Source organism: Gracilimonas sp., from assembly GCF_014762685.1.
Lineage (GTDB): Bacteria > Bacteroidota > Rhodothermia > Balneolales > Balneolaceae > Gracilimonas.
In genome coordinates this window covers 1,260,397-1,275,623 of the sequence record NZ_JABURM010000005.1, presented here as the reverse complement: position 1 = coordinate 1,275,623, position 15,227 = coordinate 1,260,397, and the positions used below count along the sequence as shown (strand labels likewise).

At 40.6% G+C, this 15,227-nt stretch carries 9 protein-coding genes; 8 read left to right on the top strand and 1 reads right to left on the bottom strand.

What is annotated here, in order from left to right:
• The first annotated feature begins 5 nt into the window (after positions 1 to 5).
• The 3 genes from ccsA to HUJ22_RS05670 all read left to right on the top strand — a co-directional run bounded on the left by ccsA (position 6) and on the right by HUJ22_RS05670 (position 4,168).
• Positions 6 to 2,501, top strand: a complete 2,496-nt coding sequence (ccsA, locus tag HUJ22_RS05680) for a cytochrome c biogenesis protein CcsA (protein WP_290875104.1) — start codon at positions 6 to 8, stop codon at positions 2,499 to 2,501.
• A gap of 16 nt (positions 2,502 to 2,517) precedes the next feature.
• Positions 2,518 to 3,219: a hypothetical protein gene (locus tag HUJ22_RS05675; RefSeq protein WP_290875103.1), complete on the top strand. Its 702-nt coding sequence runs from the start codon at positions 2,518 to 2,520 to the stop codon at positions 3,217 to 3,219.
• A 94-nt stretch (positions 3,220 to 3,313) separates the two neighbouring features.
• A complete protein-coding gene (locus HUJ22_RS05670; RefSeq protein ID WP_290875101.1) occupies positions 3,314 to 4,168 on the top strand; it encodes a 3-hydroxybutyryl-CoA dehydrogenase in 855 nt (284 codons plus the stop codon).
• A 247-nt stretch (positions 4,169 to 4,415) separates the two neighbouring features.
• On the opposite strand, the gene HUJ22_RS05665 is transcribed toward HUJ22_RS05670, so the two are convergent.
• Positions 4,416 to 5,069, bottom strand: coding sequence for a hypothetical protein (locus HUJ22_RS05665; protein WP_290875099.1), 654 nt, complete (start codon positions 5,067 to 5,069; stop codon positions 4,416 to 4,418).
• Between the two features lie 30 nt (positions 5,070 to 5,099).
• Here HUJ22_RS05665 and HUJ22_RS05660 point away from each other — a divergent pair, with 30 nt between their 5' ends.
• The 5 genes from HUJ22_RS05660 to rnr are packed head-to-tail and all read left to right on the top strand — an operon-like array spanning position 5,100 to position 15,215.
• Complete coding sequence (locus tag HUJ22_RS05660; protein ID WP_290875097.1) at positions 5,100 to 6,686, top strand: NFACT RNA binding domain-containing protein; 1,587 nt, start codon at positions 5,100 to 5,102, stop codon at positions 6,684 to 6,686.
• Positions 6,683 to 7,246 carry a shikimate kinase gene (locus HUJ22_RS05655; protein ID WP_290875095.1) on the top strand — a complete coding sequence of 188 codons (564 nt, stop codon included), beginning with the start codon at positions 6,683 to 6,685 and terminating at the stop codon, positions 7,244 to 7,246. The genes HUJ22_RS05660 and HUJ22_RS05655 overlap by 4 nt, the downstream gene beginning before the upstream one ends.
• Positions 7,239 to 8,330: a 3-dehydroquinate synthase gene (aroB, locus tag HUJ22_RS05650; protein ID WP_290875093.1), complete on the top strand. Its 1,092-nt coding sequence runs from the start codon at positions 7,239 to 7,241 to the stop codon at positions 8,328 to 8,330. The genes HUJ22_RS05655 and aroB overlap by 8 nt, the downstream gene beginning before the upstream one ends.
• Positions 8,330 to 13,039, top strand: a complete 4,710-nt coding sequence (locus HUJ22_RS05645) for a hypothetical protein (RefSeq protein WP_290875091.1) — start codon at positions 8,330 to 8,332, stop codon at positions 13,037 to 13,039. Before aroB ends, HUJ22_RS05645 begins: the two co-directional genes overlap by 1 nt.
• A 10-nt stretch (positions 13,040 to 13,049) precedes the next feature.
• A complete protein-coding gene (gene rnr, locus HUJ22_RS05640) occupies positions 13,050 to 15,215 on the top strand; it encodes a ribonuclease R (protein ID WP_290875088.1) in 2,166 nt (721 codons plus the stop codon).
• Positions 15,216 to 15,227: the final 12 nt, after the last annotated feature.

The following is a 15,227-nucleotide window of genomic DNA, read 5'->3' as shown; positions in this document are numbered from 1 at the left end:
AATCTATGTTAGGCATTCTTGGTAAAGTCCTTATCTCAGCTTCTTTTTCAGCTTCTTTGGTTGCCATGGTTTTCTATTTTATTTCTGCCAACCGGGATGAAGAAAAAACCCTGAAAATCGGAAATTGGCTGTTTGCGGCCAAAGCTGTTTTCCTGGTTGCTGCTTCCGGAATTTTGATGTACCTGATTTTTCAGCATCAATTTCAGTATTACTATGTTTTCAATTATACCAGCCTTGATTTAACCCCACGATATCTGTTTTCTGCTTTTTATGGCGGGCAGGAAGGCAGCTTTATGCTTTGGATTTTGATATCAGCACTTCTTGGTTTTGGGTTGATGAAATGGACCCGGTCGCCTTATAAGGCCCCGGTACTTTTCTTCCTGACTCTGACCCAGGTATTTTTGCTTTCTATGTTATTGGGATGGGATATTTTTGGATTGAAGCTGGGAGCTTCTCCATTTAGAACGATTGCTGAAGAAATGCCGAATGCCCCGTTTCTTCAAACCAATCCTGATTTTGTTCCTGCAGACGGCAGCGGGTTGAATGACCTGCTCAAAAGCCCGTGGATGATGATTCATCCGCCGATACTTTTTGTTGGCTTTGCCATGATGACCATTCCCTATTGTTTTGCCATGGCGGCCCTTTGGAAACAGAAATATAACGAGTGGATTGGTCCGGCCTTACCCTGGACGCTCAGTGCTAATGTAGCTTTACTGACGGCTATATTCTTGGGTGGATATTGGGCGTATGTCACCCTTTCTTTTGGGGGATACTGGGCCTGGGATCCGGTAGAAAATGCCTCGTTGGTTCCATGGTTGATTGGGACGGCGGGAATTCACACCATGATCATTCAGCGAAAAAGCGCGATAGCTCAAAAATCATCCATTCTGTTTGCGATCCTGGCTTATGTAGCGGTGGTTTATGAAACCTTTCTGACGCGATCCGGGATTTTGGGAAGCTCTTCCGTTCACAGTTTCGTAGACCTGGGTTTATACAATCAGTTGCTGGCATTCATGCTGGTGGTGACCCTCGTTGGCTTAGGCTTATTCTTTTGGAGATATAGGGAACTCCCATCTCCGGACAAAGAAGCGAAGATACTGAGCCGCGAATTTATGACGGTGACGGGTGCTATGCTTTTGCTGATTCTGGGATCGGTTATTATTCTCGGTACCAGCTCTCCTATACTTGGTAAGTTATTTGTTGAAAATCCTACTCCGCCGGAAATCAGTTTCTATAATAACTGGAGCATGCCCATAGTCATGATTATGGCTGTGTTTACTGTGCTGGGGCAATATCTTTTCTGGAAAAAGTACGATGCAGAGTCATTGGCTTCGGCTTTGATTAACCCGCTGCTGGTGACCAGTGCCGTTACCATCTTTTCCATTATTATGGGGGATGTAAGGAATCTGTATTATATGGTTTATCTGTTTTGCGGATATTTTGCTATTGTCGGGAATGCGTGGGTGATGGTCAGGCTTGCCTTGCAGAAACCAAAACTGATCGGCGGATCCTTGACTCACATCGGCTTCGGCATGTTGTTGGTGGGTATCTTAGCTTCTTCCGCTTATAACGAAGCACTTGTGGATCAAAAAACAGCTAACTACAATGCGGCGGTTGAAAGAGGAGAGGTGACGGATGAACAGGGTTTCAAAGTCACACAAAAAGAAGAGATGCTGGTTTTAAACCTGGATGAACCGGTACTTGTGGACAATCGTTATACGGTGACTTACGAAGGCTATGAGCTGGACAACCGCGTGCGCAGGGGGCAGCAAAATTACAAAATCAAATTTGAGCCGGTTGATGGAGGGAAACCTTTTTATATGATACCGGAAGTATATCCGATGCTGACTTCATCTTCACAGGAGAATATACAATGGTCAGTGGATCCGGATGTGAGAACCGGCTTGTTAAGTGATATTTACCTCTATGTAGGGGGGAGTTCTTATGTGCAGGAGCAAAATGACCGGATTGCCGAAAACAGTATGATGCAAAATGTAGCTGCCCGTGATACTGTTGATGAAGAACCGAAAGTACAGACTTTAACCTTTAATCCGGGTCAAACTATAGATGTAGGCAAGTTTAAAATACGATTCGTTAATTATGCCAAAACCGACAGTACCGGATTGCCTCCAAATACGACCATCGGTGTGCGTGCAGAGGTGGAGCTGATACATCCGGCAAGCAATCGTATTATTACCGTAGACCCTTTGTTTGCCGTTTACAGTCAGAATGGCCAGAGTTATATTTACTCTCCGCCCGCTATGGTGTCTGAATTCGATCTGGAGTTTCAATTCACGCAAATTAATCCCCAGGAAAACAGCATCGAACTTACGGTTACAGGGTTGGAAGAAGAGTATGAGCCGGAATGGGTGTTGATTGTAGCGGATGAAAAACCATTTATTTCTGTTGTTTGGGCCGGTACATTTATTTTGATGGCCGGATTCAGTATTTCCATTTTGCGACATTGGAACAGGGAACGGAAGAAGAATAATGAATCATGAAATTGAATAGAGGATTTTGAACTGTTTAAGCCCCATAAAATCAGTTTCTCCAATAATCCCGGTATGGTTTTCGATATTCATTTTCATTTTTGCCATTTCATTTTCAACGGCGGCAGAAGCCCAGGTAAAGGAACAAGAGGAGGACCTGCCTTCTGCTAAGAGAGCATTTCTGAGATCATTGGTCGTACCGGGATGGGGCCATTATTATGTTGATAATGAAAACTGGACCCGTGGAAAATATCACTTGGCAGGTGAGGTGGTGTTAGTATTATCCTATTTTGGACTGGATGCCCGCGCCGATAACCTGGAGAATGATTTCATCACGTTGGCTTTGAGTAAAGCCAGAACTGATCTGTCCGGAAAAAAACGAGATTATCTGATTGCAGTTGGAAATTATGATGATCTTGATTCTTACAATGAAGCACAGATTAGAACAAGAAACTGGGATCAACTCTATCCCGAAACGGCAGAGTATCAATGGAGTTGGGAAAATCGAGATTTGCGAAATCAATATCGTAACACCAGGGAGCGGGTAGATAAACACCGAAGTCAGCTTCCAACCCTGCTGGCCCTTATGGCAGCCAATCGTCTGTTCAGTGGATTAAGTGCTTTTGTCCGGGCCCGCGATAAATGGGAAAACGCTCCGGAAGCAAAATTATCGTATTTCAATGAATTTGGAGAACCGGGTTTCACTGCCGTTCTTCGCTTTAATTTTTAGCATTTATAAATATGATTATTAGGCTTTATTGGTTGAAAAACGCTTTTAAAAACCCTAATCTGATAGAAATTTAAACCGAAAATAAATCAAAATAATGGACGTAAAAAAAGTAGCCGTAATTGGTGGCGGAACCATGGGGAATGGAATTGCTCATGTGTTTGCTATGAACAACATTCCTGTAAACCTTATTGAAACCAAACAAGAATTTGCCGACTGGGCTATGTCAACCATCGAGAAGAATCTCGATCGCATGGTCAAAAAAGAGAGAATTGATGAGGCGAAGAAATCATCTACTCTTGGCGACATCAGTGTTTTTCTGGATGTAAAAGAAGGGGTAAAAGATGTTGATTTGGTCATTGAAGCCGTCCCTGAAAATTTTGATATCAAAAAATCAGTTTGGAAACAGGTGGATGAGTCCGCTCCTGATCACACAATTTTTGGGTCCAATACTTCGTCCATTTCTATCACAAAATTAGCGGCTTTAACATCCCGCCCTGAGAAATTTATTGGGATGCATTTTTTCAATCCGGTTCCGGTTATGAAATTGGTTGAAATAGTACGCGGACTGCAAACCGATGATAGTACTTATAAGGTGGTTGAGGAAACGTCGAAAAAACTGAACAAGGTTCCGGTTCCTGTAAACGATGCCCCCGGTTTTGTCAGCAATCGCGTGCTCATGCCAATGATCAATGAGGCGATTTTTTGTGTAGGTGAAGGCGTTGCTACACCTGAACACGTGGATGAAGTGATGAAGCTGGGAATGGCGCATCCCATGGGCCCCCTGCGACTTGCTGACTTCATCGGACTGGATGTATGCCTCGATATTTTAGGCGTGTTATACGAAGGATTTAAAGATCCAAAATACCGGCCGGCTCCATTACTGGTAAAAATGGTAGATGCCGGAAAACTCGGCAATAAAACCGGGGAAGGGTTTTATACTTACGATTAAAACTTTATCGTTTGAAGCACATTAACATTAAAAGGTCTGATGGGTTAAGCCCGTCTGACCTTTTTTTTATTTTATACCGTTTCAGGATCTTGTTTCAACTAGTAACGATGCTCTGCGTCGTTACCAGTCATCATTACAGACGTTCTGCTCTGCTTCCAGCTAAAGCGCAGAGGCTATTTAGGGCAATAGGATATGCAATGACCTGAATGAAATTTTAGCCCTGCTAAAGGAGGTAATCAGAAGAGGGTTAAGCAGCAATGGATTCATCCAAAATCTCATTGGATGAGTAAATCACTTTATTGGCTTTGAGCAATAAATCGTGAAGTTTACGCCCTACCAGGTGCTGTACCTCATTTAAGCTTTTCGGGGAAGTGAGTTCGTACTGAAAATAGGAAATCAAGTTAATTGCGGAGAGGTAGCGTCCGTTTTCGTCACCGTCAATTTCGATATGCCATCGGGTGATGATGTCATTATCAGATAAAAGCTCATTCACTTTTTTACTGATCGATTCCATCCAGCGGCTTGCTTTTTCAATACGATAATTTCCGGCTTCGCCCGGCACTTCAGGCTGGCAGGTGTCGATATCAAACAACCAGCTCATTTCAATATCAATAGTAGGTTTTATGGAAGACTTGGTAAGTGTCTCTATTTTCAGAAAGGGGTGACTCTCCATTCCATCCAGTTCTTTAGCCATGGTTGTTTCTCTGAAACTGTCCCAGTCAAAATTTATAGAAAGAGATTCCATGTATCCGGATGCTTCTTTTAAATCAATGATTAATTCCAAACCGGTGGCATGAATCTTATTATCTTCCCATGTTCTAAACTTATTAGTTTTAATCCCTCTTTTTCCCAATTGTGATTCTACAGTATTTACTATAGAATTAAATATTGGATAATGCATGAAATTCTTAAATCCCCCAACTGATTTTTAATGAACTATTATGAATTAATATATCTAAATCGACGGCTTAAAAACAAATTAATTGGCAGCAGATTTGAACAGGCGGTAAGCCCATATAAAAACTACATAGAGTTTTTTATTAAAGAACAGGAGGAAAAGTTCCGGCTTTGTTTTAGTTCGGCTCCCGGGAATATTGCCTTGTTTACAGATAGCTATCGAGGGGCGAAAAAGAGTAATACCATCGATTTTTTTGAAGTTATTTATGATGTTATAATTACTGATGTTAGCATTCCTGAAAGTGATCGTTGGCTGTATATTCATTTCGAAAATGGATACAAGCTTTCTTTTCGATTATTCAGCAACCGGTCGAATGTATTCCTATCGAAAGGCGGAGTGATTACTGAAGTGTTTAAGGAATATGATGAAGAGGGAAGTGAACCGCCTGAGCCCCAGGTTCTTGATTTGTATGAGGTAGAAGGAGACATAAGCAGAAAAAATACCAAGAATAAATTAACGACCCTCAACCCGATGCTCCCCCGGCAAAATTTGGAAGACCTGATCGAAATCCACAAGCTCGATGAAGCAAGTAAAGATGAACTTGAGGATTTTGTAAAAAGCATGTGTAAAGAAATGGAAGAACAGCCCGATTTCCGGCTACTCGAAAATGGCGAGACAACCTTACTTTCAGAAAAAACCTTGCCATTAAAAACAGAGCAAAAGTTTAATGACGTAAATGAATTAATTCTTTATCGCTATAAGAATTATTCCCGGAGTCAGCGGTTGAAACAACGCAAATCTTCTTTGCTAAAAAGCTTGCGTCGAAAAGTGAAGAGAACCAAATCGGGTCTTCAAAACTTGCATCAGGCTGATAAAGGTTTGGAACGTGCAGAAAAGTATGAACAATGGGGACATATTTTGATGGCTAATGCACATCTCGGCAACGTGAACACCGAGGAAATTGAAGTGGATGATTTGTATGATGAAGGCAAAAAAGTAACTATCCCTTTGAAGCAGGAACTGGATATCGCGGAAAATGCACAACGATATTATAAAAAATCGGCAAGTTCTGAGAGGTCGTATGAAGAAGCGCTAAAGCGGATCCCAAAAATGGAGAAAGAAAAAGAACAAGCAGAAAAACTTCTGGAAGAAGCCGAAGCCATTAGCAGTTTATGGGACTTTATAGATTGGGAAAAAGAACATGAAGAGGAACTGAAAGAATTTAAGGAACAGGACGGTTCAGATAACAATACAGAACAGTTGCCATTTCACACCCTGGAAATTCAAGGGTATCCGGTCTGGATTGGTAAAAATGCGAAAAGCAATGACATCCTGGTGCAAAAGGCTCATAAAGAAGACGTTTGGATGCATGCCCGGAAAGTAGCCGGCTCACATTTAGTAATACGAATGGGAAATGATAAAGGGATGCCCCCTAAAAATGTTTTATTGGAAGCAGCTTCTTATGCTGCGTATAACTCCAAGGCGCGCGGATCAAATCTTGCCCCGGTAATCATTACCAAAAAGAAATATGTGCGCAAACCCAAAGGTTCGCCTCCCGGTGCGGTACTGGTAGACAAAGAAGACGTGGAAATGGTAACTCCCAAAAAACCAAAATCATGATTAAAAAACTGAATGATTTTGACAAGACTATTTATGTATGCGGATTTATGGCGTCCGGGAAAAGCACTTTTGGAAAGGCTCTTGCAAAGGAATTAGGGTGTGATTTCATTGATCTTGATAAAGTAATCGAGAAAAAAGAAGGAAAGTCTATAAGGGAAATATTCCGGGAAAATGGGGAAAGCTATTTTCGTAAAATTGAATTTGAATGTCTGGGAGCTTTACTTCGGGGGTTCAAGGGAGGAGTTGTTGCATTGGGTGGGGGAGCATTGTTAAACCAAGAGGTAGTAGATAACCTGAAAAAGTATGGTTTATTGGTTTTTGTAGATACTCCAATGGAGGTAATTGTTGAAAGAGTTCACAAGAGTGAAGAACGACCAATTTTGTTTGATGATAATGGAAAAATAAAATCGAAAGAAACTCTCTTTACAGAGCTGAAAACCTTATATTTGAAGCGTGCAAAACTCTACAAGCAGGCGCAAATTACCATTAAAACTCCGTTATTTACATCCATTCAGGAAATGACAAAGGCCGCTATCGATAAAATTACCAGGCATGTCTGATAAGATATTTGTTCAAACATCTACAGAAAAAAATTATAACCTTCATTTCGGCTACGACCTCAGTGAAGTATTGAAGGAGTATATCAGTTCTTACAGTGCTAAAAAAGCATTTGTGCTGGTTGATGCTTTTGTGTTGAAAAACCATCGTGCGCATTTTGAAAAGGTTTTAAAAAAGAAATTTCCGGAGTTACAAATATTTGAAGTCCCCAGGGGAGAGAAAGCAAAAAGCTTTGAGATATATAATAAAGCCGTTGATTTTGTGCTCGGAAAGGGGGTAGAAAGAGCAACTCCTCTTTTTGCAATCGGCGGGGGAGTAACCGGAGACCTGGCAGGTTTTGTAGCGGCAACAGTTTTACGCGGTATTCCTTTGATCCACATCCCGACAACTTTACTTGCTATGGTAGACAGCTCTATCGGGGGAAAGACGGGAATCAATCACAGTGTTGGAAAAAACCTGATTGGCAGTTTTTATCAGCCGGATGCTGTTTTTGCGGATGTGAAATATTTGGAAACTTTACCGCAAGAAGAATGGGTGAACGGATTAAGTGAAGTACTAAAATATGGGATGATACACAGCCCCGAAATTCTGGAACAGATAAATACGTTGATAGATGATGAAAGCTTTACAGACGGAAAAGCATGGCTGTCGCTCATCCGGCAAAGCGCCCAAATCAAAACGGATATTGTAGCGGAAGATGTTTTGGAGGCCGGTAAGCGGGCATTTTTAAATTTTGGACATACCTTTGCCCACGTAATTGAGAAGGAAGGAAATTTTAGTGAATATTCACACGGCGAGGCTGTCTATGCAGGCATGATTGCAGCGGTTTATGCTTCTAATAAGCTTGGAGGAAGGATTGAGCTTTCCAATTTATTGCAGTTTAAATCGTTATATGATCTCTCATTAGATACGATTTTAGTCTCACCGGCTGAATTGGTAGAAGGAATGAAAGCTGATAAAAAAGTAAAAGATGAACAAATTCAGTTGATACTGCTAAAAGAACCGGGCTCGCCTTACCTTTATAAAGTGTTGGAAACTGAATTTGTAGAGCAAACCTGGGAACATACTTTAAAGATTTTTCGATAGTGTCTTATTTACGTTGGTTACATAAATCTTGGAATATTTTTTGGACCTTTATTGGGGTCTTGGTGCTTTCTTTGGCTATTGTTTTCGGAGGTATTTTTGGAGCTCTTCAAATCCAGCCCGTAAAAGACCGGATAGCAGTAGAATTACAACAACGATTTAACGAAAAATATGAAGGGGTGGTTAGTATTGGGTCTATTAACGGTTTTTTACCCTTCTATTTGGATTTAAATGAGGTTAAAATTTATCCGGACTCAGCATCATTTGTTCCTGTTTTGGAAACGACCGATATTACAGCCGGGATTGATGTTTGGTCTCTTTTCCAAAACCGCTTGGTAGTTAACTCGTTGCAGGTTAATGATCCTAAAGCCACATTTGATGCAGCCTCAGATTTCTCCATTCATCATGCTTTTAAGACTAAAGAAGATGCCGCACTTCAGGAAGCAGGTGATCTTTCAATGTCGGGTTTTGATTTTCAAATCATTATTCCATCGGTAATAATTCAGAATGGAAATGTAGTTTTTCGAAATATATTCAAACAACCCAATGATTTTTCATCAGCCGACAGTTTACAATTAACTGATTTACAAATGGATATGTTCTTTGAGTTTACCGAAGAACAACGTTTCATGGATATCAATACGGTTAGTTTTAATGCACCAGGGGTTGATTTAAATGATGTACAAATATATGGACAGATTTATAACGATGACCAGTTTTTTGAACTGAATGCCGTCAATATAAGTACGGGTAATTCTTCTGTACGTTTTAGCGGAGAGGCAGATGGTGTTAATATTCTGGAGGGAAACATTGCGGCTCAATTTGAAAATTCCAATTTGAGTTTCATTATGGACAGGCTGACGGTTGAGCCGGAATACCTTGATCGTTTCTTCCCAAATATGCCTGCTTTAACTGAAAATTTACAAGGTTCTTTGAATGCAGAAGGATCGGCCGACTCTCTTTATATAAGTGATGCGGAATTTATTCTGGGAGAAAGTTATACTAATTTAAATGGATACTTAAAACACCTTACTTCGGCTTCTTTAATTGAATACGAAGCAAATATTGAATCGTTGATTGTAAGTGAGGGAGAGCTTAGGGCAGTTCAATCCATGCTCAAGAGCAGCCAAATGGAAGCTGTTGCATCAAATCGATATGAGGGCAAAGTTTATGGAACCTCTGAAACAACCAATGTAGAATTTTTGGCAGAAGGTGAAAGAGGGGGGATTGAATTGGCCGGTAATTTAAATTGGGGTGAACAAACAGCCTATGATTTTACCTTTGCTACCGACTCTTTGGATTTAGGATATTTGTTTAATCCTAGATTTCAAAAAACAAATTTAAGCTTAAGAGGTGAGATAAAAAGTTCATCTTTTGATTTTAGGGAGGCTAAAGGAGGATTGATCATAGAATCAGATGCCGGAGATCTTGATAATAGAAAATTTAATCGACTTTACATTTTAGCGAATTGGGATGAAGGATTTATTGAGCCTGAATTCAGAGCAGATATCCAGGGTGCGTCAGTTACTTCAACGGGTTGGATAGATATCCGGGAAACTATTCCTGAATATTCGCTTGAGGGAAAAGCTGAAAAAATTCAGTTGAATGAAATAATTCAACATCCAAACATGCGGCAGATTCAAGCTGATATCGTATATGATTTACAGGCAAGTGGGCAATCGCTAGATGAAGTTTATGGCAGGCTAAGTCTGGATGTGTTACAGGCAGTAGCAGGGAATGATACCCTTGGTAGACACCAAATGTACCTGGATTTAAATGCTCCCGGTTCTCAAAACAGGGTTTTTAGATTTACCTCTACTGCATTTGATGCTACTGTGGAAGGGGATTTTGATCCGGCAGCGCTTTTATCTTTATCATCTCAATGGTCCGGGTATTTTCGAAAACAAATACAAGAAGAAATTCTATTCGAACCGGATACAACTGCAAGCGTTTCTGTGCAGAACATAAGAAACCAAAGTCTTGCCCTTACCGGCCGCGTTAAGAATCCGGGAGTTGTTAACTTTTATTTTGAGGGTATGCCTTCAATGGTATCTTCAGCAAGAATAAATTCATCCGTGAATGTGAATTCCCAGCAATTGTTGTTTAATACAACATTTAATGATTCGAAAACTAATATCGGAAGTTTTAATGCCGATTCATTGAATTTACAAGCTACGGGTAGTTTCAGGTATGGCGAACTTTTTAAGAACTTTTCCGGGCTACAGGTACAGGCTAATGCTGCCGAAGTTGATCTGGATTTCATTCAGGGGCAGAGATTCAATTTTTCTGCAAACTTGGAACAGGATTCACTTAGGGTCAGCAGTATCATTGCTCAATTGGGTGATGATGCCTCATTTGTGTTAGAAGGCCAAGGTATTTTTATGGATGAGGCACTGACCTTCCGTCTTCTGAATTTTAGTTTAGGTACCGATATCTATAATTGGGCAAGTCGAGGAACGCCAGTAATTACATATCAGTCTGATGAAAAATTGGTGGTGGAGAATTTTTTGTTTAAGAATGAGGCACAAATGCTGGAAGTAAATGGAACTTTCAGTACATCACCGGAAGATTCTGTGAATTATAATATTAATTCGGTAGATCTTCATGAAATCTCAAGCATGTTAGCGGGCCGGTTGAATTTTGGAGGAACCTTAGATGGAAGATTTACGACCCGAACGCTGACTACCATTCCCACAGTGCAGGGTCGATTGGATATTGAAGCGTTTAATATTGACGAATTATTGGTAGGTGATGTTACTCTTAACAGTATCTATAATTCCGAGTATGATCGGTTTGATACCCACATTTCAGTAAGCACAGATTCTGCAAAATACCCCGAATACTTTGCTAATAGCGATCGGCAAGGCCAGGAATTTGAAATTGATGGTTATGTGTTAGCCCCACAGGATGGCGATTTCCCTTCTGAAGAACGACTGTACGAGTTTGATATAGATTTTAAGAATATAGATTTGTGGATTCTCCCTCTTATCGGTCCAAAGGTTTTTGCTGATGGCTCAGGCCTTGCGAATGGTACAGGTAAAATTTGGGGCAATGATGAAACCTATGATTTTGAAGCAAACTTTATGGTAGGTTCTCAGGATGCGGCCTATTTGCGTCCTCAATTTCTGGATACTTACTACTATGCCCAGGGGGAACTCTCTTTTACCAGAGACAACGGATTAACCTTTAAGGATATTTATTTAATAGATCCTTCAGGGGGTAATGCTATACTGAGCGGATTCTATGATTTTAATGATTTTGAGCCGACCAATAACATGAACATACGGCTTGAAATGGATGAATTTCAGTTTTTAAACAGTTCATTTGACCCAACATTGGCCTTTTTTGGAAAAGCATACGGCTCAAGTACGGTTGTGATATCAGGGACAAATTTTAATCCTGTTTTGCGCACGGAAACCCCTATTAGAATTTCAGATTTCTCGGAAATATCCATCCCGTTAATGGAAGAAACAGAATTTAATGAAGATAACCGGTTTATTCGCTTTGTAGAGTCATTTGACACTTTTGATATTACTAATAAAAATTATACCTCGAGAGGAAGAAACAGGGGAAATGGGCTAGATTCGGGGGAAGAAGTAGATTTATCATTTGCCGAGCGGTTTACTCTTGATCTGCAGTTTGTAGCCAATAATCCTATGACCGTTCGTCTGATTTTTGACCCCGTTACGGGAGACATTGTAACGGCGGAAGGTACGGGTCGCTTAAGGATTCTCTTGGAAGATGAGCAGGTATCCATGTTTGGGCGGTTTGATATAGAAGGTGGGAGATATCAATTTGTGAGTGGCGATATTTTTACCCGAAGATTTGAACTTGAGCCCGGGGGATCAATAATTTGGGAAGGAGACCCGGCAAATGCGCGTTTAGACCTGAATGCAATTTATAGTGCCCGGCCCGATATCAATACCCTGAGTGCTTCTCGTGCCAGTGATCCTGATAACGCCCAACGTGTACCGGTAGAGCTGGTTTATAATATCGGAGGTACTATCTATAGCCTCGAAAATGATTTTTTCTTCCGGTTGCCTAATACATTCGAGTCTCAACAAAGTTCTACCCTTTCTACTCAGCTTGCTTCCATAAACCGGGATGAAAATATGAAGCTGATTCAGGCCGCTAACTTCATGCTTATGGGTGATTTTATCCCGGTTTCATCTACCGGCGATACCCAGGGAAATCTTTTTGGGGACAACATATCCGGGAGTGCGGCAGTTTTAAGCCCTTTGCTTTCCAGTCAGGTTATTAACCCATTGTTATCAAATCAGGTGAATTCGTTATTGAATAGCGATTTGAGTAGTTTAGATGTAGATTTTAATTTAAATACCTATAATCAGGTTGATCTTGGGGTAGCACTCAGATTATATAACGACAAATTAATACTGCGACGAGAAGGACAAATTACCGGCCGGCAATCTAATATAGGAGACCTTGGTGCTACCTATAGAATTAACCGAACGTTTGCATTAACGGCTTTTCATCGTCAGGATCTTACCTTTGGGACATTAAGCAGTACCGAACAATCTCAACAATCTCAAGATATTAATGGAGTAGGGCTTGAAGCCAAAGTTGGTTTTAATACCTGGGAAGAATTTTTTAGCCGATTATTCTCGCCATTCAGGAAATTGTTTGGAATAAAAAAGAAAGAACAGAATCAAGAAGATTTAACAGAAAACAGACGGGAAGAAGATCCCGAATAAAGATATTTGAATGAGTAAAAAAGACAGACTAAGTAAATTTGAAGAGCTGATTGTTGATTTAATCAAGAACAGCCCGGATAATAAGTTAACGAGAGAGCAAATGATAAGTGTTCTCCGTTTAGAGAGTAAGAATGAAGTAAAACGACTGGATAAGTCACTAAACAGGTTAGCCAACAAAAATACAATTAACCGAAAAGATAACTATGTATTTCTAAACAATAATAAAGGAAAGACGAGGAAATCTTCGGGAGACCCGAATATTGTTGAAGGTAAAATAGATATTTCAGTTCGGGGGACAGGATATGTGATTACAGAAAACCTGGATCAGGATATCATGATTTCTTCAAAAGATGTTGGCACTGCCCTTAACGATGACCTCGTTCGGGTAAAAATTACCGGCTCCAATAAAAAGAGCGGACAACCCAGAGGTAAAATCCTGGAAATTGTAGACCGGGGTAAAGATTTTTATGTAGGTACCCTCAGTAAGGTTAGTAAAGAAAATTACATTATTGAAGCTGATCCGAAATCAGTTCACACCAATTTCTTTGTGTTGCCTGAATTTTTAAATGGCGCTCAAAATGGTGATAAAGTTATTTTTGAGCTTGAAAACTGGGTGCATGAAAAAGCTCTTCCGGAAGCAAAAATTAAATCGGTTTTAGGAAAATCCGGTTCCAACGATGCCAATATCCTGTCAATACTGGCGGAGAATGATATGGTCGCGGAGTTTCCGAAAGAAGTGGAAGAATATGCCAATCAGATACCACTGAAAATACCGAACGAAGAATGTAAACGCCGACGTGATTTACGGGATGAAAATATATTTACTATTGATCCCGAAGATGCCAAAGATTTTGATGATGCTTTAAGTATCAAAAAACTGGACAATGGTAATTATTACCTGGGCGTGCATATAGCGGATGTTACCCATTATCTTACCCCGAAATCTGTATTGGATGAAGAAGCCCATAAACGCGGAACCAGTGTATATTTGGTTGACAGGGTTATCCCTATGCTGCCGGAAGTACTAAGCAACGGTGTGTGCAGCTTACGCCCTAACGAGGATAAACTTACCTACAGTTGCTTCATGGAAATAACTCCAAATGGCAAATTGGCTGATTACTCTATTGAAGAAACCGTTATTCACTCGAAACAGCGATTTACGTACGAAGAAGCCCAGGAAGTGGTGGATGGAAAAAAACATAAGTACAGCAAAGAAGTTACGATGGTGGCGGAGCTGGCAAGAACTTTGTTAGACAAACGATTCAGGGAAGGGGCTATAGATTTTGATAATCCTGAACCTAAATTTGTATTGGACGAGAAGGGTACTCCGGTCAAAGTCATCATTAAAGAACGTATTTTTGCGCACCGTTTGATTGAAGAATGTATGTTGATGGCCAATAAAACAGTGGCCATGCACGTAGATGAACTCCGTAAGCAATCGGGCAAGAAACGCTCAAAAGATCTGTATCCGTTTTTCTATCGCGTGCATGATAAGCCGGATCAAGAAAAATTAGCAGGTATTGCCGAACAGGTTAAACCCATAGGAATCAAGTTTGAAGTAGGGAATAGAATCAGCCCGAAAAAAATTAACGATCTTTTAAAACAAGTGGAAAATACTAGCCTTGAGTATATCGTTAACGGATTAATGTTACGAGCTATGGCCAAAGCAGAGTATTCTCCGAATAACATCGGCCATTTTGGTTTGGGATTCGGACACTACGCACACTTTACGAGCCCCATACGTCGTTATCCGGATGTGATTGTACATAGGTTATTGAAAGGTTATAATGCTGGTGCTCGAGTTTATACGCATGATCAGCTGAAGAAAGACGGCGAACATTGCAGTGAACGCGAACGTGTGGCTGTAGATGCTGAACGAGATTCCGTGAAGCTAAAGCAGGTAGAGTTTTTAAGTAAGAAAACCGGTGAAACATTTGATGGAATTATCAGTGGTGTGATGGAGCGGGGAATTTTTGTGACCCTAAAAGACATTTACTGTGAAGGAATGATTAGAATGAGCGACCTGAAAAGCGATTACTTTGTATACAACGACAAACGCCATGCATTGGTTGGCCGGAAAAGCGGTAAACAGTTCCAGCTGGGTGATGAAATTCGTGTACGGGTAAAAAGCACAGATATGCAAAAACGACAAATTGATTTTGGATTAGCCCGGTAACTAGTAAACTAT

What these genes read in the sequence shown, in the direction of transcription:
- rnr (WP_290875088.1), top strand. Translation starts at nt 13,050, where the DNA reads ATGAGTAAAAAAGACAGACTAAGTAAATTTGAAGAGCTGATTGTTGAT.
- ccsA (WP_290875104.1), top strand. Translation starts at nt 6, where the DNA reads ATGTTAGGCATTCTTGGTAAAGTCCTTATCTCAGCTTCTTTTTCAGCT.
- aroB (WP_290875093.1), top strand. Translation starts at nt 7,239, where the DNA reads ATGTCTGATAAGATATTTGTTCAAACATCTACAGAAAAAAATTATAAC.
- HUJ22_RS05670 (WP_290875101.1), top strand. Translation starts at nt 3,314, where the DNA reads ATGGACGTAAAAAAAGTAGCCGTAATTGGTGGCGGAACCATGGGGAAT.
- HUJ22_RS05660 (WP_290875097.1), top strand. Translation starts at nt 5,100, where the DNA reads ATGAACTATTATGAATTAATATATCTAAATCGACGGCTTAAAAACAAA.
- HUJ22_RS05655 (WP_290875095.1), top strand. Translation starts at nt 6,683, where the DNA reads ATGATTAAAAAACTGAATGATTTTGACAAGACTATTTATGTATGCGGA.
- HUJ22_RS05665 (WP_290875099.1), bottom strand. Translation starts at nt 5,069, where the DNA reads ATGCATTATCCAATATTTAATTCTATAGTAAATACTGTAGAATCACAA.